The organism is Leisingera aquaemixtae (assembly GCF_019801145.1).
Lineage (GTDB): Bacteria > Pseudomonadota > Alphaproteobacteria > Rhodobacterales > Rhodobacteraceae > Leisingera > Leisingera aquaemixtae_A.
Window position 1 is genome coordinate 224,177 of sequence record NZ_JAHVJQ010000006.1, and the last position, 19,140, is coordinate 243,316.

The window sequence follows — 19,140 nt, forward strand, 5'->3', positions numbered from 1 at the left end:
AAGCCAGCTGCAAGCGGCAAAGCTGCCTGAACGCGGCAGCTTAGCCGTTGGGCATGGTCAGGGTGCGGTTGCGGCCGCCTTTCTGGTACTGCAGCTGGCTTTCGCCAATGGCGATCACCCGGCCGCCGTCGATGCGGTCGCCGACCTGCACCTTCTTGTAGCGGCCCGAGGGCAGACGCACCAGCGCGCGGCGGTCGGAGGCGGTGCCATAGACCCCGATCAGGTTCAGCTTGCGCAGGTTGAGCGCCTTGCTGACGGTGGCGCGGCGCGCGACCGATGCGCTGGTCGGAATGCGCGGCGGCGTGGCGGCCGCGGCGGGCGGCACGGCGGCTGCAGTCTGCACTTGGTTCTGCGCGTTGCGGCGCGCGCGGTCGACCAGATTGGCGAAATTGGCAGGCCGGCCGCGCGGCACGACCGAGGACGCGATGGCCTGGGCAGTGACCGGCAGCTGTTCCTCTTCGGCCGGCTTCAGGCTGGCCGGGCGCTGCCGCGGGCGCAGGCTCGCCAGTTCAGCCCGGCTGAGGCCGCCGTTCTGGGCCCGCTCCACCTGCTCCGCCAGGTTTTCCGGCCGGGCCTTGGGCCGCTTGCGCGACAGCACCTGGTTGCGGGCGACCTCTTCCGCCAGCGCCTCGGCGGCCGGATCGGCGCGGTCCGGCGCGCGCGGCGGCACCTTCTTGGGGCGGCCGAGGTAAACCGTGATGCCGTCGGGGTTCACCGCGCCCTCGGGCGTGGCCTTGACCAGCCCGCGCGCATCAAGGTCAAACGCAGACCCTGCCGCGGCGGGGGAGGCGATGGCGGCCGGAACGTCGTCGCGGGCAAAGGAGTCCGCTTGCGGCAGCGCCACCGCGTCGGCGGCGATTTCCGTGTGGTCGACGGAAGCGGTGTAGAGCTCATCAAGGCCGGTTGCGGCGGGGAAATCGTCCAGTTCCGGCGCTACGGGCCAGACACCGGTGGCCGCATAGCGCGCGGCCTGGGCCAGCTCATCCAGCGGCTCTGGCGCTGTATCTTCAGCCGCGCCAGGCAACAGGGCCTCGGAGTCCAGGAAGGCGGAGCCGGTGCCTTCTTCCGGCAGGTCTACCCCGTCGGCAGCGGCTTCATCTTCGGCTGAAGGGTCCGCAGCGCTGTCTTCGACCTCCGGCAATGCGGTCTCACCGGTGTCCTGCAAACCCGGGTCGGGCTGATCCGCCAGCACGCTGACCTGCGGCGCAATTTCTTCCGGCTGCCCGCCTGTCCCGGAGGACGGTGCAGCGGCGGTTCCGCTGCTCTGGCCGTCACCGGTGCTGATTGCCGGGGCAGGGGACAGATCCCGGTTGTCCACGGGGCCGGCGCCGAAGAAGCCGTCCTCGCCGAACAGGGCCCAGACCGCAACCGTGGCCAGGATGAGCAGCAGCAGTGCCGTCAGGGCGAGGCCAAGGAAGCGCGGTTTACCGGTGCCCGCGGTCTTGCGGTCCGCAGCCGGTTCCGGCGGCGGGGCGGGGGCGGCGGGGGACGGCGCGCGCAGGGCAGCCGGGGCTGGCGGGATTGTCCGCGGCGGCGCGGGCGGCCCGGCCTTGTCTTCTGCCAGGTCAGCACCCGGGGCGCCCAGCGGCTTCACCGGTCCGGGCGCATTTGCGGGCTGGAGGCCGGCGGACAGCGCCGCAGCAGGTTTCTCCGGTGCGATCTTTCCTTCGGGTGCGGGCGCAGGCGGCACAATCCTGCTGCGTATTTCAGGCGCCGCGGCCCGGCGGCTGGAAAACCCCGAGGCCTCCGGCGCCGGTGCCGGCGCAGCCTGGGCGGGCGGCGGCGGTGCCGGCGGCAGCGTTACCGGTGCCGCAGCAGGCGCCGCAGTCTGCGGGGCTGCTGGTGCCGCCTTGGCGGCAGACTCCTCAGTCTTGTCCGGCCCGGTCTCTTGCTCCGGTTCCGGCGCCGAGGTCTCGGCGATTTCCTCCGCGGCAGAAACCGGTTGCCGTGCGGCTTCGGGCTGCGCCGGTTCCCTCTCGGCCGGGGCTTCTGCGACTGCGGATGTGCTGCTTTCGGTGGCGATTTCAGCTTCACCCTCAACCCCGGTCTCACCGTCAGCCGCGGTGTCAGCGTCAGCCCCAGGCGCGGGCAAAGCCGCGGGGCCGATCACTTCAACCGCCTGATCGTCCGGTTCCACCTCGGTGCCGCGGATCGCCCGCGTGGTGCCAAAGAAAGGTTCGCCCTGAAATCCGCCGTCTTCCGGCGCCGCGACGAAACTCACCGGGCCGAACCCGTGTTCGACCGCAAATGTCTCTGCCTCATCCAGCGTTTCCAGCGCCACTGCGGCCACATGGGTCACGCCGCCGTTGGCGCAGATGTCAAAGGCCAGCTCATCCACCGTGTAAGGCGTGGCTCCTTCCAGCGCCTGCCGCGCCGCCTCGATGCGCTCGCCGGCAGGCAGATCGCCGGTTTCAATGCTCAGATAGCGGATCTGGTCATTCGGCAGGATCAGCTTGCTGTGAATCCCGTCCGGCGCCAGCCGCAGCGCATCGACGCGCATTGCCGCCAGTGCGGCGGGCAGATCCTCGGTGTCAAACGGCGTGCTGCCGACGCTCCTCCAGCCGTCCTTGGCACGGTGGATCAGAGCGATCCCGTCAGCGGAAAGCGAAAGAGCAAAGGCCGGTTTCATGCTTTGGGTCAAACCATCCAAATCCATACTGCCCGGGGCTGTCTGGCGTGCCCGGTGTTTTGCCGCGGACCTTAAAGCAGGAACCTGCCGAGTTAAAGGAAAAGACGGGCGGCCGGCCTTGCGGGCGGCGGATTGCCGTCCCCATGTAAAAGGCATTCGAAAAGGAGCTTTTTAGGATGAAAGCAAAGAAACTTCTGGCCGCCGCCCTGATGCTGTCGATGAGCGCAGGCGCCCTGGCAGCAAGCGAAGCAGCAGCCCCGCGGCAGATCACGGTCACCGGCGAAAGCACCCTGCAGGTGGCGCCTGAACTGGCCACCATCACCCTGGGCGTGACGGAGGAGGCCGGGGAAGCCGCCGCCGCCATGGCCGCGGTGTCTGACGCCATGACAGCAGTGATTGCCCGGCTCAAGGATGCCGGCATCGCAGCAGAGGACATGCAGACCCAACAGATTTCCATGCACCCCGTCTGGTCGCAGGACCGCTCTTACGACAGCGGCGGGCGGCGCGAGATCACCGGTTTCGAGGCGTCGAACACGCTGATGGTGCGGGTGCGCGATCTGGATGGTCTGGGACCGGTGCTGGACAAGGTGCTGGCCGCCGGCGCCAACCGGTTTCAGGGTCTGAACTTTGGTGTCGAGGACCCCTCGGCGGTCACCGGCAGGATCCGCGGCGAGGCGGTCAAGGATGCGATCCGCAAGGCGCAGCAGCTGGCGGAAGCAGCCGGCATGGAGCTGGGACCGGTGCGCTCGATCAGCGAGCACGGCGGCGGCGGCGGGCCGCGGCCGATGATGGCAATGGACATGGCGCGCCAGGAGTCGATGCCGATCGAAGCGGGGGAGCTGACCTTCACGCACAATGTCTCGGTGGTGTTCGACATGTCCGTGCCGGGCGGCGAGAGCAGCGAATAGCAAAAAGGCCGGGCAGGGCGCCCGGCCAGTCATTTCATAGGGCTGCAGCGTTTCAGCCGCAGGCCTTGGCCAATGCCTGGTCAAGATCGCGGATCAAATCGTCCGCATCTTCGATCCCGATCGACACGCGCACCACGTTGGGGCTGGCGCCCGCGGCTTCCTGCTGTTCCGGCGTCAGCTGCCGGTGGGTGGTGGAGGCCGAGTGGATGATCAGCGAGCGGGTGTCGCCGAGGTTGGCCACATGGCTGAAGATTTCCAGCGAGTCCACCAGCTTGATGCAGGCCTCATAGCCGCCCTTGACCGCAAAGGTGAACAGCCCGCCGGTGCCCTTGGGATAGAGCTCGCTGGCGCGCTCGTAATAGGGCGAGGACGGCAGGCCTGCATAGGTCACATAGTCGATCCGGTCGTCATTCTCGAGCCATTCGGCAACCTTGCGGGCGTTCTCGCAATGACGCTGCATTCGCAGGGACAGGGTCTCGACGCCCAGCAGCGTGTAATGCGCCGCCTGCGGGTTCATCGTCATGCCCAGGTCGCGCAGGCCGATGGCAATGCCGTGGAAGGTAAAGGCCAGCGGGCCGAAGGTCTCATGGAACTTGAGCCCGTGATAGGCCGGTTCCGGCGCCGACAGGGACGGGAACTTGTCATTTGCCGACCAGTCGAACTTGCCGCTGTCGACGATGCAGCCGCCGGTCACGGTGCCGTTGCCGGTCAGGTATTTGGTGGTTGAATGCACCACCAGCGTCGCGCCGTGCTCGATCGGGCGGCACAGGTAGGGCGTGGCAGAGGTGTTGTCGACGATCAGCGGGATGCCGGCGCCATCGCTGATATCCGCTAGCGCCCGGATGTCGGTCACGTAGCCGCCGGGGTTGGCCACGGATTCGCAGAACACCGCGCGGGTGTTTTCGTCGATCGCCGCCTTGACCGCCTCCAGGTCATCGGTGTCGACGAATTTCGCCGACCAGCCGAAGCGCTTGATGGTCTGGCTGAACTGGGTGACGGTGCCGCCATAAAGGCGGGTCGAGGCGACCACGTTGCAGCCCGGCCCCATCAGCGGGAACAGCGCCATGATCTGCGCCGCATGGCCGGAGGAGCAGCAGACCGCGCCAACACCGCCCTCCAGCGTCGCCAGCCGCTCCTGCAGCACCGCAACGGTGGGGTTGGTCAGGCGGGAATAGATGAAGCCGACTTCCTGCAGGTTGAACAGCGCCGCCGCGTGCTCGGCATCGCGGAAGACGTAAGCGGTGCTCTGATAGATCGGCGTCTGCCGCGCGCCAGTGGCCGGATCCGGTTTGGCGCCGGCGTGGATCTGCAAGGTGTCAAAACCATAGGACGGGGCGTCGGTCATCAGTGGGTCTCCCTGAAAGCTCTTCTGTTTCGCGCGCACCACAGCATGGCTGGGTCCGGAAGGCAATCGCGCGAATGCCGCAGCGAAACCCTGCCGCCCGCCGCCCGCCGCCTTGCGGCGCCTGCGCTCTCCGGGTTGCGAAAGCCGGGTATTGGAGTGTCTCTGCGCGCGAGGCGCGGATGGGGCCCTGACATTTGGGGGCTTAGGGGATGCGGCGGCTGAAGTAGAAGACGCCATCCTTCACGAAAGTGAACGCAGGCGAAATGGTCTCCGACATGGTCTACGGCTCCTTGCATGTGCAAAAAGCTGGAGTAAAACCAATGCTTTAGCTGAAGTAGTGGTGCCCCCACACGGACTCGAACCGCGGACCTACTGATTACAAATCAGTTGCTCTACCAGCTGAGCTATAGGGGCACTTAGCTGTGGAACCGCGCTTAGCATCCTTCGCGGGTCCCTCGCAAGAGGTCTTTTTCAGCAAAGGAACAGGCTGGCTGGCACGCGTGGCCGCCGCGCAAATGGCCGGTGCCCAAAGGGGCTGGTCCCGGATATGCTTGCGCGGCATTGCGGCGAAGTTTCCGGCAACTTCAGCCGCCAGCCTCGGGCCGGATCCGGGGGCCGGTCAGGCTCACTGCAGGGGCTGGCCGTTGCGACCGAAGGTCAGGCTTTCGCGGCTCAGGTCGTCATAGGTCACCTCGACAGAAACCTGCTGGATCGAGCCCAGCGGATAGCTGCGGTAGGGCAGGCCGTCTTCTTCCTTGATCATGTTGGGAAAGCCTTCCTCCAGGTGGCAGTCCGGCAGCGGCCAGATTTCCGGCGCCTGTCCGTTCACCCCCAGCTTGACCTGCGCCAGGCCGCAGCGCCAGGACCACAGATGGGTCACATAGAGCAGGTCCTGGCCGTCGAATTCGCGCACGTGGATCCAGTTGCCGTGGGTGGCGGCCAGGATCGGCTTCACTTCCAGCGCGGTGGTGAAGCGGCCGGTGGCCTCCTGCGGCTCTGCCGCCAGTGCGGTTTGCGCAGGTGCTGGTTCGGGTGCCGCCGCCGCGGCTTCCGGTGCGCTGCTGTCCGCCCCGGGCTGCGCCGCAGCCGCGATGATCGCCAGGATCACATCAATCATAATCTGTCTCCGCTTGCGGCGCCCTATGCGTCACAGGGCCGCCCGAATGTCCCAATGGCCTGTTGCGCGGCATCCTGCCGGCTTATAGCTACCGTAGCAGGCAGGTCTGCCCGCACCCTTAACAGCAGTCCTAACCGCCCGGCAGAGACGGAAAACGGGGAAAACAATGGCAAATGCCCCCTTCAACGTGATGGTTGTCGGCCAATCTGGCCGGCTGCAGTACGAGGCGCTGCTGTTTGCCGCGTCGCTGCGCCAGTGTTCCCCGGGGTTTGCCGGCCGCCTGTTTGTGGCGGTGCCGCAGCCGGGCCCGCTGTGGGACAAGGACCCCGGCATCCGCAATCAGGATGTCCTGCAGGCGCTTGCGGATCTGGGCGCGGAGATCCTGCCGTTCGACAGCACGGTGTTCGGGGCGGCTTACCCCTATGGCAACAAGATCGAAGCGCTGCAGGCGCTGCCGCAGGGCGAGCGGTTTGTGTTCTTTGACACCGACACGCTGATCACCGGCGAACTGGCGGAGGTTCCGTTTGATTTCTCCCGCCCCTCGGCGTCCCTCAGGGTGGAGGGCACCTGGCCCAAGCCGACGCTTTACGGGCCGGGCTACGCCGGGATCTGGCAGGCGCTGTATTCCCGCTTCGGCCTCGATTTCCAGGCCAGCCTCGACTTCAGCCAGCCGGATGAATACTGGAAGCGCTACCTCTACTTCAATGCGGGCTTCTTCTATGGCGCCTGCCCGCGGGCCTTCGGCAAGCGGTTCCTGGTCTATGCGCAATCGGTCCGGAACGACCCGCCGCCGGAACTGGCGGGCCAAAGCCTGGACCCCTGGCTGGACCAGATCGTGCTGCCCCTGGTGATCCATTCCTTCGGCGGCGGCCGGGATGCGCTTCCGGCAGGCTATCTCGACGGCGAAACCAGCTGCCATTACCGGTTGTTCCCGCTGCTTTATGCGCGCGAAAGCGACCGGGTGGTGGAGGTGCTGCACGAGGTTGCCGCGCCGAACCGGATCAAGAAGGTGCTGAAGGGCTACGAGCCGATCAAGCGCATGGTCTACCAGGGCCGCGGCGAGAAAGTGCGGGCGCTGTTCGACCGCGAAAACCTGCCCCGGCGCGAGCAGGCGATCCGCAACCGGATCAAATCAGAAGGCTTCTGGATGCGCTGAGGCGGGTCAGCCCTGAAGCGCCCGCTCGATGCCGCGGGCAAACTGCAGCAGCCGCGCATCCGATCCTTTCGGCCCGGTGATATGCAGCCCGGCCGGCATCCCGTCAGCGGATTGACCAAAGGGGATCGAGATTGAGGGCAGCTCCATCGGCGGCGTCAGCGTCACCGTGCACCAGTCCTCGGTGATCTCTCCGTCGCGCAGGTCCGCGGAAAACGGCATGCCTGTGGCGGTGGGCCAGAGGGCGAAGTCATAGCGTTCAAAGAATGCGGTTACGTCCGTCCAGACCCGGGCGCGGGTTGTCTGATAGGCAATCAGCTCCGTCAGGCCGCGCCCTTCGGCCTGGGCACAGGCGGTGCGGTAGCTTTCGCCAGCCAGCGCCATGTCCGGCGCCAGCGCCGCACGGATCTGAAGCGCGCATTGGCCGCGGATGATATCGCCATGCGCCATGAGCGGCTCCAGCGGCGGTGCGTCTTCTGCCACTTGCCAGCCCATGTCCTGGCAAAGCCTTTCAACCGGGGCAATCGCGGCCAGCACCGACCGCTCCACGCTGGCCCCGAACGGCGCTAGCGACAGCGCCACCCGGCCAGAACGCGGGGCAGGAGGCTGTTCCAGGTCCGCCAGCCGCGGCAGCGCCTGCCAGAAGCCCAGCGGCTGGCAGGCCGCATTGCCCTGCATCACCTCCAGCATCAGCACCAGGTCCCGCACTGTCCGCGCCATCGACCCCGGCACCGACAGCCCGTCAAAGGGCGCCGGGTTCGGGCCATAGGGGATCAGGCCGGAGGTCGGGCGCATCCCCACGACGCCGCACCAGGCGGCGGGCGTGCGGGTGCTGCCGCCAAGGTCGGAACCATCGGCCAGCGCCGCCATGCCTGCCGCCAGCGCTGCCGCCGCGCCGCCGGAACTGCCTGCTACCGATTTCTGGGGGGCCAGCGGGTTGCGGGTGGTGCCCGCGACCAGATTGGTTGTCTGGCCGGACAGCGTGAACTCTGGTGTATTGGTCTTGCCGGTAATCACCGCACCGGCTGCGCGCAGCCGGGCCACATGCAGCGCGTCGTGATCCGGCACATGTGATTCAAAGCTCCGCGAGCCCCAGGTGGTGCGCAGGCCCTCGGTTTCGAAGCAATCCTTGATGGCTACTGGCAGCCCATGCAGCGGCCCGGCAAATTCCCCGCGTGCGGCCATCGCATCCAGCTCCGCAGCCCGCGCCTCAGCCGCTGCCCAATCCAGTGTGATGAAAGCGTTAACCGTGCCCTCCCGCGCCTCGGTCTGCGCCTTGTGGGCCGCCAGCACCTCCCGCGCGCTTAGCTCCCGCGCACGCAGCTTGGCGGCCATCGATTCGGCGGTGAGCGCGGTGATATCGGTCATGCGGCGGGTCTCCGGGTCGAGGTGGCAGCGGTGCTGCCGCGACCCTAGGGAGCCTGCCCGCTCAGCTCCGTCCTGAAACCGGCCTGAAAACCGCCTGCCAGCGACCTTGCCGCGGTCAGCGGCGCAGCCAGCGGTGCACGGCATCTTTGGCCTTGCTGCAAGCATCCGGCAGAGCGGCGCCCTGCGCCAGATGGCAGGCGGCGGCGGTGGCAAGGCTGCATCCAGTGCCGCGTTTTGAAACCGGCAGCCGCTGCGCCGCAAGGGGAATGACAGCGCCGTCCTGTGTGAACAGCAGGTCGGTGCACTCGGTGCCGGTTCCGTGCCCGCCCTTGACCAGCACAGCCTGCACGCCTTGGGCCAGCAGCGCCGCAGCCTTCACTTCAATTGAGCCGCCGACGCCTGCCAGCACTTCCAGCTCCGCCAGATTGGGCGTGACCAGCGCCGCGCGGCGCAGCAAGGTGCCAAACCCGTCCGCGTCCATCAGCGTGCCGCCGGAACTGGCCTTCAGAACCGGGTCCAGCACAATGGGCAGCCCGGCTGGCAGGGCAAGGCCCACAGCCTCTGCCGCCTCAGCAGAGCCAAGCATGCCGATCTTGACGGCTCCCGGCGCCGGGGCTGTTGCCAGGGCAGCGTGGACCTGTTCTGCCACAGCCGTGGGCGGGCAGGGGTGAACACCCAGAACCGCCGCATCTGTCTGCACGGTGACGGCTGTCACCACCGGACGGACCGTAACGGCCAGCTCTGCGGCCATTGCCGTATCCCGTGTCAGCCCCGCACCGCCGCTGCTGTCGGTGCCGCCAATGGCCAGGATCACCGTCATGCGCTGTTCCCTGCGGCGAGCAGGGCCAGATCGCTGTACCCCGCTTGCCGCAGATCCTGCGCCGCGCCCCAGGCCCGCAGCCCGCTGCGGCAGCACAGCACGACCCGCCCTTCGCGCGGCAGACCCGCGGCGGGCAGATCCGCGCGGGCGATCCGCAGGGCCTGCGGCACCGGCAACTCAGGCGCCTCCGTGGTGTCACGCAGCTCGATCACCGTGTCCTGGGCCGTGATGTGGCTGGCAGCGATGAATGGCAGGGCACCCTCCGGCTCCTCGGCTTCGTCAAAGCGGAAGGAACTAACCTGCAAATCCTCCAGCCGGAAAACAAACAGCTGCCCCAGTGGCGAGGGCCGGTGATCCAGCAGCGCCTTCAGCGCCAGTTGCGCCTGCAGGGCGCCGACCATGCCCACCACAGGCCCCATCACACCGGCGGTTGCGCAGGTTGCGGCCTGTGCGGGCAGGTCCGGGAACACCGCCCGCAGCGACGGCGCGCCGCCGCAGAAGCCCCCGGCATAGCCCGACTGCCCAAGCGCAGAGGCCGAAATCAGCGCCTTGCCCTGCCTCAGGCACTCGTCCGAGAGGATATAAGTTACCGCAAAACTGTCCGCCGCATCTACCACCAGATCGGCGTCCGCCACAATCTGCTCCGCGTTAGCTGCGTCAAGGCGCCGGGCCTGCGCTGTGACCTGTAGGTCCGGATTGGCCGCCAGCAGGTGCTGCCGGGCCGCCTCCGCCTTGGGCAAACCGATGTCTGCGGTGGAATAGAGCACCTGCCGGTGCAGGTTGCTCTCCTCCACCACGTCGCCATCCATCACCGTGATCCGCCCGACACCCGCGCCGCCCAGGTATTGCAGCACCGGACAGCCAAGCCCCCCGGCGCCTACCACCAGCACATGGGCGCGGGCGAGGCGTGCCTGGCCCTCTGCACCGACCTCCGGCAGGATCATCTGGCGCGCATAGCGGCTCATGCGTCCTCCCGGATCCGGCAAGCCTCCACCCATTCGCGGGTGCGGGCCTCAGGATCATCGGCTATCTGGATGTCTGTCACCACCGCAGCGCTGTCGGCGCCCGCTGCAAAGACCCCCGGCAGCCGCTCCGGCGTCAGCCCGCCGATGGCCACCAGCGGCACATCGCCTGCCATTTGCTTCCAGCGCGTCACCCGCTCCAGCCCCTGCGGCCCCCATTTCATCTTCTTCAGGAGCGTCGGATAGACCGGACCCAGCGCCACATACTCCGGCCCAAGGGACAAGGCGCGGTCCAGCTCCGCCTCGTCATGGGTCGACAGGCCAAAGCGGACCCCCTTGCGGCGCAGCGCGGCAAAGTCGGCACTGTCCATGTCCTCCTGCCCCAGGTGCACAAAGCCGCAGTTCAGATCCAGCGCCGCCTGCCAATAGTCATTGACCACCAGCTGCGCATCATGCACCGCGCAGAAATCCCGCGCCCGGGCGATCTGGCGGCGCACCTCGGCCTCCGGCTGGTCCTTGATGCGCAGCTGCACCAGTTTGGCGCCTTGAGGAACCAGCAGCTCCAGACGGCCGACATGACCGGCAATCAAATAAAACCGTTCCATCATGCAAACTCCGCCATTCCCAGAACCGGGGTTGAGGGCACCGCCATGTCGCGCCGCTCCATCGGATCGGCAGCAAAGCCGGCACGGCCTGCCTCAACCGCCAGCGCCATTGCCCGGGCCATCCCGGCAGGGTCGCCGGCCTTGGCCACGGCAGTGTTCAGCAGCACCGCGTCCATGCCCAGCTCCATCGCCTGGGCCGCGTCCGAAGGGCGCCCGATGCCGGCGTCCACAATCAGCGGGACATCCGGAAAATGCGCCCGCATCGCGCGCAAGGCATCCGGGTTGCGCAGGCCCTGGCCGGAGCCGATCGGCGCGCCCCAGGGCATCAGCACTTCGCAGCCCGCCTCCAAGAGCTTCGCCCCGACCACCAGATCATCGGTGGTATAGGGGAACACCTGGAACCCCTCGCCGCACAGGATGCGCGCCGCCTCCACCAGCCCGAACACATCCGGCTGCAGCGTGTCGGAATGGCCGATCACCTCCAGCTTGATCCAGGGCGTATCGAACAACTCCCGCGCCATTTGGGCGGTGGTCACGGCCTCCTGCACCGAATGGCAGCCGGCCGTATTGGGCAGGATGCGGCAGCCGGTTTCCCGCAGCCCCTGCCAGAAGCCCGCACCCGAGCCATCGGCGGTCTCGCGGCGCAGGGAAACGGTGAGGATCTCCGTGCCGCTGGATTTCACCGCCTCCGCCAGAACGGCGGGTGAGGGGTATTGCGCGGTGCCCAAAAGCAGGCGCGAGGTGATTTCACTTCCGTAAACCCTCATCTCAGCCTCCCTGCATCGGGGCGAGCACTTCCAGCTGGTCGCCTTCGGCCAGCTGCGTCACCGCCCGCTGGCTGCGGGCCACAAAGCTGCCGTTCAGCGCGGTGGCAACCGCAGGGCTGGCAAACCCCAGTTCCTGCAGTGCGGCCTCCACGGTGCCGCCCGCAACCTCATGCGGTTTGGCGTTCACAATGATCTGCATGGCTATGGTCCTGACAAAATTGGGCGGCAAGTTCCTTGGCCAGTGCTGGGGCCAGAAGGAAGCCGTGGCGGTAAAGGCCGTTCACATGGGTGGTGTCGCCGCGGTGGCTGAGCCGCGGCACATTGTCGGCAAAGGCCGGGCGCAGGCCGGTACCGGTCTCGATCACGCTGGCCTCGCCCAGCCCGGGGTGCAGGGCAAACGCGGCGCCCAGCAGTTCCAGCAGCGAACGCACGGTGATGGGCCGCCAGGAGCTGCTTTCGATCATGGTGGCACCGATCATGTAGATGCCGTCCCCGCGCGGCACCAGGTAGACGGGAATGCGCGGATGCAGCAGGCGGATGGTGCGGGTGATCCCGATGTCCGGCGCCTCGATCACCGCCATTTCGCCGCGCACCGGGCGCAGGCCCGGCAGGCTGGCTGCCATGCCGCGGCAATCGACGTCCACCTGTTCCGGGGCAGGGGTGCCATAGCGGATCTGGACCCCAAGATCCTGCACTGCACGGGTAAGGTCGCGCAGTGCCCGGCGCGGGTCGAGATGGGCTTCCTCCGCAAAGAACAGCCCCTGTTGGAACCGCCCGGCAAGGGCCGGCTCCAGCGCCGCGATCTCAGCTGCGCCCACTGCGCGGTGGCTTTCAGTGCGGCGGGCAAAGCGGGTGAGCTCGGCGGTGTCGCGCGGCGGCGCCACGACCAGCGTGCCGCGTTTCACCACTTCGGTCACCTGCTGCCACCAGGCGATGGCCCCGGCGCCCAGCCGAACCACCTGCGGATCGGCGGTTTCGCCCTCGCACCAGGGCGCGAGCATGCCGCCCGCGAACCAGGAGCAAGGGTTGTTGTCCGGCGCATCCCCGGCCTCGTAGATGGTCACCGCCAGCCCCCGGCGGGCAAGCTCATAGGCGCTGGCGAGGCCGGCCACGCCGGCCCCTGCGATGGTGATCATTCCGCCGGCTCCGCAGCCTCGGCGGCAGGCACATACAGCTCGCCGCCCTCGCGGAACTTGGCGGCCATTGCCTCCATGCCTTCCTTCTGCGCCTCGGAGCGGATGTCGTGGCTGATCCGCATGGAGCAGAACTTCGGCCCGCACATGGAGCAGAAATGGGCGACCTTATGGGCCTGTTTCGGCAGGGTCTGGTCGTGAAATTCGCGCGCGGTGTCGGGGTCCAGCGACAGGTTGAACTGATCTTCCCAGCGGAATTCGAACCGGGCGCGGCTGAGGGCATCGTCGCGGCGCTGCGCCCCCGGCAGCCCCTTGGCGAGGTCGGCGGCATGGGCCGCGATCTTGTAGGTGATCACCCCGGTCTTGACGTCGTCGCGGTCGGGCAGGCCTAGGTGCTCCTTGGGCGTCACGTAGCACAGCATCGCGCAGCCGAACCAGCCGATCATCGCCGCGCCGATGCCGCTGGTGATGTGGTCATAGCCCGGCGCAATATCGGTGGTCAGCGGCCCAAGGGTGTAGAACGGCGCCTCGTGGCAGCACTCCAGCTGCTTGTCCATGTTCTCCTTGATCTTGTGCATGGCGACATGGCCCGGCCCTTCGATCATCACCTGGCAGTCCTTGGCCCAGGCGATCTTGGTCAGCTCACCCAGGGTTTCCAGCTCGGCAAACTGCGCCTCGTCATTGGCGTCCGCAATGGAGCCCGGCCGCAGCCCGTCGCCCAAAGAGAAGCTCACATCATACTGGCGGCAGATGTCGCAGATTTCCTCAAAATGTTCATAGAGGAAGCTCTCCTTGTGGTGATGCAGGCACCACTTGGCCATGATCGACCCGCCGCGCGAGACGATCCCCGTCACCCGGTTCACCGTCATCGGCACCATATGCAAACGCACGCCCGCATGGATGGTGAAGTAGTCGACGCCCTGTTCCGCCTGCTCGATCAGCGTGTCGCGGAACACTTCCCAGGTCAGGTCCTCGGCGATGCCGTTCACCTTCTCCAGCGCCTGGTAGATCGGCACTGTGCCGATCGGCACGGGGGAGTTGCGCACGATCCATTCGCGGGTGTTGTGGATGTTGCGGCCGGTGGACAGGTCCATCACCGTGTCGGCGCCCCAGCGGATCGCCCAGACCAGCTTGTCGACCTCTTCCTCCATCGAGGAGGTCACGGCGCTGGTGCCCATATTGGCGTTGATCTTCACCTTGAAATTGCGGCCGATGATCATCGGCTCGATTTCCGGGTGGTTGATGTTGGCGGGGATGATGGCACGGCCTGCAGCGATTTCCTGGCGTACGAATTCCGGCGTGACGTAGTCGGGGATATTGGCGCCGAAGTCATTGCCGTCGCGGTTCGCGTGGCAGGGCGACAGCTCGCGCAGCTGGTTTTCGCGGATCGCCACGAACTCCATCTCCGGCGTGATGATGCCCGCACGTGCATAGGCCAGCTGGGTCGGCGCCTTGCCGTCCTTGCCGCGCAACGGGGCGGGCTTCACCGGGAACTCCGGCGTCAGACGGTCGCCTTCGACAAACCCGTTGTCCTCCGGCTTCACGTCGCGGCCCTGGTAGCTCTCGACATCGCCCCGCGCCTCGATCCACTGGCGGCGCAGCTGCGGCAGGCCCTGGCGGATGTCGGTCAGCACATCCGGGTCGGTATAGGGGCCGGAGCTGTCATAGACCGGCAGCGGCGCCTCGCCCGCGGTGGGGTGGGTGGAGATCTCGCGCATCGGCACGCGGATGTCCTCATGGACCTCGCCGCTGACGTAGATCTTGCGCGATGCGGGCAATGCGCCCGTGGTGATCTTGGGGTTGGGGACGTTCATCTGGTGTTCCTCCGGGCCTTCGGTTCAAAAACACCAATTGAGCCGGGACGGAGGAAAACGGGCAGGGGGGGTGTACAGCCGGTGTACGGCCGGTGCACGCATGCTGCCTGTTCGAAACACGGGTTGCCGCCGGGGGCGCCGCGCCATGCTTCTAGCTTCCTACGCCAGTATCAACTGGGTCAGGTTCAAAGGGTCGCGCCGCCGGTCCGGGATGCCCCGTACCATGACGCCTCTCAGTCCCTTGGGCGGGACTCCCCTGCGTGCCTATAGGGCTAGGGGAGGTGCGGGGTTTGCGTCAACCGGAATCTTTGTAGATTATTTTTTGGTATTAATATCAATTCTGTATTGGCCTTATTGGCGCGGTATTGGGGCAAATCGCTGCAGCGCAGCTTTGATGCTTGATCGGGGGCTGCAAAATTATCTATAAAAACCGGAAGCGCCATCCGCGCATGGCCAACAGGTATAGAGAACAGGAGACAGCATGCTGGACGCTGCACCCATCCGCACCGACTGGACCCGCGAGGAAGCGGAAGCGATTTATAACAAACCTTTCATGGACTTGCTGTTTCAGGCGCATACCGTGCACCGGCAGTATTTCGACCCCAACCAGGTGCAGAAATCCAAGCTCCTCAGCATCAAGACCGGCGGCTGTGCCGAGGACTGCGCCTATTGCTCCCAGTCGGCCCGCAACGGCGCGCAGCTCTCGGCCTCCAAGCTGATCGAGGTGCAGCGGGTGATCGCCGAGGCCAAAAAAGCCAAGGAAGGCGGCGCCACCCGTTACTGCATGGGCGCCGCCTGGCGCTCGCCCAAGGACCGCGACATGGCGGCGCTGGAGGCGATGGTGCAGGGCGTCAAGGACCTGGGCATGGAAACCTGCATGACCCTGGGCATGCTGGACGAGGAACAGGTGTTCCGCCTGCGCGATGCCGGTCTCGACTACTACAATCACAACATCGACACCTCGGAGCGCTACTACTCCGAAATCATCACCACCCGCACCTTTGCCGACCGTATCGACACCCTGAACCGGGTGCGCGAAGCGGGCATCAAGGTCTGCTCCGGCGGCATCGTCGGCATGGGGGAAAAGCAGCTCGACCGTATCGACATGATGCTGGCGCTGGCCACGCTGGAGGTGCATCCGGATTCGGTGCCGGTCAACATGCTGATCCCGATCGCCGACACGCCGCTGGCCAATGTCGAGAAGCTGGACCCGATCGAATTCGTGCGTTCCGTGGCGCTGGCCCGCATCCTAATGCCGAAATCGCATGTGCGCCTGTCCGCGGGCCGCACAGATATGTCGGACGAGATGCAGGCGATGTGCTTCTTTGCCGGTGCCAACTCGATCTTTGTGGGCGACACGCTGCTGACCGCGGACAACCCCGAAGAGGACAAGGACCAGCAGCTGTTCGACCGTCTGGGCATCACCGCGATGGCGGCAGGCTGCGACGGCAGCCGCTAATGGCGGGCGCCTTCCCGAGGCATGAGAAATCGCTGGAAGCGCTGCGCACGCGCGGGCGCTACCGGCAGCTGATGCCGCGGGACGGGTATGACTTTGCCTCCAACGACTACCTCGGGCTGGCGGGCAGCGATGTGCTGCGCGCGGCCGCCGCAGACGCGCTGGCGCGCGGGGTGCCGGTGGGGGCGGGCGGCTCGCGCCTCTTGCGCGGCAATGACGCGGAACACCAGCGTCTGGAAGCTGAGGCGGCTGAATTCTTCGGCACTGAGGCCGCGTTGTTCATGGGTGGCGGTTTCAACGCCAATCAGGCGATCTTCTCCACCCTGCCGCAGCAGGGCGATCTGGTGCTCTATGATGCGCTGATCCATGCCAGCACCCATGACGGGATGCGGCTGGGCCGGGCAGAGACCCGCAGCTTTGCACACAGCGATGCGGAGGACGCGGCACGGGTGCTGAAGGACTGGCGCTCGTCAGGCGGTTCAGGCCAGGTCTGGATCGCGGTTGAGGCGGTCTACTCCATGGATGGAGACCTCGCCCCGCTGGAGGCGCTGTTGGCGCTGGCGGATGCAGAGGGCGCCGTGCTGGTGGTGGATGAGGCGCATTCTTCCGGCGTGTTCGGCGACCTGGGCTGCGGGCTGGCGCATGAAATCGCCCGCCGCCCCAACGTTCTTTCCTTACACACCTGCGGCAAGGCGCTGGGCGCCTCGGGCGCGTTGATCTGCGGTCAGCGGGTGCTGATCGAGACGCTGATCAACAAGGCGCGCGGGTTCATCTTTGCCACCGCGCCGTCGCCGCTGAACGCGGCGCTGGTGCGGGCGGCCTTGCAGGAACTTCAGCAGAACCCGGGCCGCCGCGAACAGGCGTGGCAGGGAATTACCCATGCGCAAGGCGAGGCCAAGCGCCTGTGCGGGCTGGAAGGGTTCCAAAGCCAGATCCTGCCGGTGGTGATCGGCGATGACAAGCGCACCATGGCGCTGGCTTCGCGGATGCAAGGCCATGGTTATGACATCCGCGGCATCCGCCCGCCGACAGTGCCGCGCGGCACCTCGCGGCTGCGGCTGTCGATCACGTTGAACACGGGGGCAGAGGTCATCACCCAGATGTTCGAAGACCTCGCCCGGGAAATGGAGACAACCCCATGAACGCGCTGATCGTGACCGGAACCGATACCGGCATCGGCAAGACCATCTTCTCGGCCGGCCTGGTGCAGGCGCTGGGCGCCACCTATTGGAAGCCGGTGCAATCGGGGCTGGAGGACGAGACCGACAGCCAGACCGTGGCCCGCCTGTCGGGCCGCCCGGCGCTGCCGGAAGGCTATCTGCTGCAGCTGCCCGCCTCGCCGCATCTGTCGGCAGAGGCCGAAGGCGTGGAGATCGACCCGGATGCGCTGCCCTTGCCCGAGGTTGACGGCGTGCTGGTGGCCGAAGGCGCAGGCGGGCTGATGGTGCCGCTGAACCGCAAGGTGCTGTATCTCGATCTGTTTGCCCGCTGGGGCGCGCCGGTGATCCTCTGCGCCCGGACCCAGCTGGGCACGATCAACCACACGCTGCTGTCGCTGAAAGCGCTGCGCGATGCGGGCTGCCCGGTGGTCGGCGTGGCCTTCATCGGTGACGCGGAACCGGCGGTGGAGGAAACCATCTGCCAATTCGGCCAGGCGGCGCACCTGGGGCGGCTGCCGGTGCTGGGCGAGCTGACCTCTGACGCGCTGGCCGTGGCCTTTCAGGCCAGCATCCGGGTGGATCTGATCAAGGAGGCGCTGGCATGAGTGCCGCAGACCTCACCCAGCTGGAGTTTGACCAGCAGCATCTCTGGCATCCCTACACCAATGTCGCCAAGCCCGGCCCGACCTTCGTGGTGAAGGAAAGCGAAGGTATGTACATCACCCTGGACGACGGCACCCGGCTGATCGACGCCATGTCGTCCTGGTGGTGCATGATGCACGGCCACAAGAACCCGGCGATCACCAAGGCAATCCACGACCAGCTCGACACCCTGCCGCATGTGATGTTCGGCGGGCTGACCCATGACCCGGCCATCGACCTGGGCCGCAAGCTCTTGGAGATCACGCCCGAAAGCCTTACCCGCATCTTCTATTGCGACTCTGGATCGGTCTCGGTGGAGGTGGCGATGAAGATGGCGGTGCAATACCAGCACGCTATCGGCCAGGCGGGGCGCAAGGAATTTGCCACCATCCGCTCCGGCTATCACGGCGACACCTGGAAGGCGATGAGCGTCTGCGACCCGGATACCGGCATGCACCACCTGTTCCAGGGCGCGCTGAGCGTGCAGCACTTCGTCTCCCGCCCGCCGATCCGCATTCATCAGGACTGGAATGACGACCCGGCGCAGAACGGCCTGGGCGAGCTGCGGGCAGTGCTGGAGGCCAACGCCGAGAGGATCGCCGCCTTCATCCTGGAGCCCGTGGTGCAGGGCACCGGCGGGATGTATTTCTATCACCCCGAATATCTCAATCAGGCACGGCGCTTGTGCGATGAGCTGGGCATCCTCCTGATCTTCGACGAGATCGCCACCGGCTTCGGCCGCACAGGCGAGCTGTTCGCAACCAATTTCTGCAGTGTCGAGCCGGACATCATCTGCCTCGGCAAGGGGCTGACCGGCGGCCATATCTCTTTCGCCTGCACCATGACCAACGACCGCGTGGCGGAAGGCATCGGCGGCGGCAACCCCGGGCTGTTCATGCACGGGCCGACCTATATGGGCAACCCGCTGGCCTGTGCCGCGGCCAAGGCGTCGCTGGACCTGCTCACGGGGCAGGACTGGCGCGGCACGGTGGCGGCAATCGGCGAACAGATGCAGGCCGAACTGGCCCCGGCGCGCGATCTGCCGAATGTGGCGGACGTGCGGGTGCTGGGCGCCATCGGCGTCATAGAGATGAAGCACCGCGTCTCAGCCGACGAGGCGCATGCCCGGGCGCATGACATGGGCGTGTTCCTGCGCCCGTTCGGCACCAACATCTACACCATGCCGCCCTTCATCACGGCGCCGGAGCAGCTGAGCGAAATCACCGCAGGCATGCTGCGGCTGGCGCGGGAGCTGTAGAAC

At 66.8% G+C, this 19,140-nt stretch carries 17 protein-coding genes, 1 tRNA gene and 1 riboswitch; of the genes, 6 read left to right on the forward strand and 12 right to left on the reverse strand.

What is annotated here, in order from left to right; translation table 11 throughout:
* Positions 1-40 precede the first annotated feature (40 nt).
* Positions 41-2,629, reverse strand: a complete 2,589-nt coding sequence (locus tag KUW17_RS16140) for a hypothetical protein (RefSeq protein ID WP_222480964.1) — start codon at positions 2,627-2,629, stop codon at positions 41-43.
* A gap of 176 nt (positions 2,630-2,805) precedes the next feature.
* Between KUW17_RS16140 and KUW17_RS16145 the strand changes: the two genes are divergently transcribed.
* On the forward strand, positions 2,806-3,537 hold the full coding sequence (locus tag KUW17_RS16145; protein ID WP_222480967.1) for an SIMPL domain-containing protein: 732 nt from the start codon (positions 2,806-2,808) through the stop codon (positions 3,535-3,537).
* 52 nt (positions 3,538-3,589) lie between these two features.
* Here the strand turns inward: KUW17_RS16145 and KUW17_RS16150 are convergent, their stop codons facing one another.
* The 3 genes from KUW17_RS16150 to KUW17_RS16160 form a co-directional block, all read right to left on the reverse strand.
* On the reverse strand, positions 3,590-4,882 hold the full coding sequence (locus KUW17_RS16150) for an O-acetylhomoserine aminocarboxypropyltransferase/cysteine synthase family protein (RefSeq protein WP_222480968.1): 1,293 nt from the start codon (positions 4,880-4,882) through the stop codon (positions 3,590-3,592).
* 338 nt (positions 4,883-5,220) lie between these two features.
* Positions 5,221-5,296 (reverse strand) — tRNA-Thr (locus KUW17_RS16155).
* A 211-nt stretch (positions 5,297-5,507) separates the two neighbouring features.
* Complete coding sequence (locus KUW17_RS16160; RefSeq protein WP_222480970.1) at positions 5,508-5,999, reverse strand: hypothetical protein; 492 nt, start codon at positions 5,997-5,999, stop codon at positions 5,508-5,510.
* Positions 6,000-6,165: 166 nt separating this feature from the next.
* Between KUW17_RS16160 and KUW17_RS16165 the strand changes: the two genes are divergently transcribed.
* A complete protein-coding gene (locus KUW17_RS16165) occupies positions 6,166-7,155 on the forward strand; it encodes a hypothetical protein (protein WP_222480972.1) in 990 nt (329 codons plus the stop codon).
* 6 nt (positions 7,156-7,161) lie between these two features.
* Here the strand turns inward: KUW17_RS16165 and KUW17_RS16170 are convergent, their stop codons facing one another.
* From KUW17_RS16170 to thiC, 8 genes are all read right to left on the reverse strand, one after another.
* Positions 7,162-8,520, reverse strand: coding sequence for an amidase (locus KUW17_RS16170; RefSeq protein ID WP_222480974.1), 1,359 nt, complete (start codon positions 8,518-8,520; stop codon positions 7,162-7,164).
* A 115-nt stretch (positions 8,521-8,635) separates the two neighbouring features.
* Positions 8,636-9,340 carry a hydroxymethylpyrimidine/phosphomethylpyrimidine kinase gene (locus KUW17_RS16175; RefSeq protein ID WP_222480976.1) on the reverse strand — a complete coding sequence of 235 codons (705 nt, stop codon included), beginning with the start codon at positions 9,338-9,340 and terminating at the stop codon, positions 8,636-8,638.
* Positions 9,337-10,305, reverse strand: a complete 969-nt coding sequence (locus KUW17_RS16180) for a HesA/MoeB/ThiF family protein (RefSeq protein ID WP_222480978.1) — start codon at positions 10,303-10,305, stop codon at positions 9,337-9,339. Before KUW17_RS16180 ends, KUW17_RS16175 begins: the two co-directional genes overlap by 4 nt.
* Positions 10,302-10,907, reverse strand: a complete 606-nt coding sequence (locus tag KUW17_RS16185; RefSeq protein WP_222480980.1) for a thiamine phosphate synthase — start codon at positions 10,905-10,907, stop codon at positions 10,302-10,304. Before KUW17_RS16185 ends, KUW17_RS16180 begins: the two co-directional genes overlap by 4 nt.
* Positions 10,907-11,674: a thiazole synthase gene (locus KUW17_RS16190; RefSeq protein ID WP_222480982.1), complete on the reverse strand. Its 768-nt coding sequence runs from the start codon at positions 11,672-11,674 to the stop codon at positions 10,907-10,909. Before KUW17_RS16190 ends, KUW17_RS16185 begins: the two co-directional genes overlap by 1 nt.
* 1 nt (position 11,675) lies before the next feature.
* Positions 11,676-11,873 (reverse strand): sulfur carrier protein ThiS, encoded by a 198-nt coding sequence (thiS, locus tag KUW17_RS16195; RefSeq protein ID WP_222480984.1) that lies wholly within the window; start codon positions 11,871-11,873, stop codon positions 11,676-11,678.
* Complete coding sequence (locus KUW17_RS16200; RefSeq protein ID WP_222480986.1) at positions 11,842-12,810, reverse strand: FAD-dependent oxidoreductase; 969 nt, start codon at positions 12,808-12,810, stop codon at positions 11,842-11,844. The genes thiS and KUW17_RS16200 overlap by 32 nt, the downstream gene beginning before the upstream one ends.
* Entirely contained in the window at positions 12,807-14,621 is a 1,815-nt protein-coding gene (gene thiC / locus KUW17_RS16205) for a phosphomethylpyrimidine synthase ThiC (protein ID WP_222480987.1), read from the reverse strand. The genes KUW17_RS16200 and thiC overlap by 4 nt, the downstream gene beginning before the upstream one ends.
* A gap of 139 nt (positions 14,622-14,760) precedes the next feature.
* Positions 14,761-14,889: riboswitch (TPP riboswitch) on the reverse strand.
* Positions 14,890-15,102: 213 nt separating this feature from the next.
* Between thiC and bioB the strand changes: the two genes are divergently transcribed.
* The 4 genes from bioB to bioA are packed head-to-tail and all read left to right on the forward strand — an operon-like array spanning position 15,103 to position 19,137.
* On the forward strand, positions 15,103-16,080 hold the full coding sequence (bioB, locus tag KUW17_RS16210; protein WP_019294655.1) for a biotin synthase BioB: 978 nt from the start codon (positions 15,103-15,105) through the stop codon (positions 16,078-16,080).
* Positions 16,080-17,219 carry an 8-amino-7-oxononanoate synthase gene (locus KUW17_RS16215; RefSeq protein WP_222480989.1) on the forward strand — a complete coding sequence of 380 codons (1,140 nt, stop codon included), beginning with the start codon at positions 16,080-16,082 and terminating at the stop codon, positions 17,217-17,219. The genes bioB and KUW17_RS16215 overlap by 1 nt, the downstream gene beginning before the upstream one ends.
* A complete protein-coding gene (gene bioD / locus KUW17_RS16220; protein ID WP_222480991.1) occupies positions 17,216-17,842 on the forward strand; it encodes a dethiobiotin synthase in 627 nt (208 codons plus the stop codon). Before KUW17_RS16215 ends, bioD begins: the two co-directional genes overlap by 4 nt.
* Positions 17,839-19,137, forward strand: a complete 1,299-nt coding sequence (gene bioA, locus KUW17_RS16225) for an adenosylmethionine--8-amino-7-oxononanoate transaminase (protein WP_222480994.1) — start codon at positions 17,839-17,841, stop codon at positions 19,135-19,137. The genes bioD and bioA overlap by 4 nt, the downstream gene beginning before the upstream one ends.
* Positions 19,138-19,140: the final 3 nt, after the last annotated feature.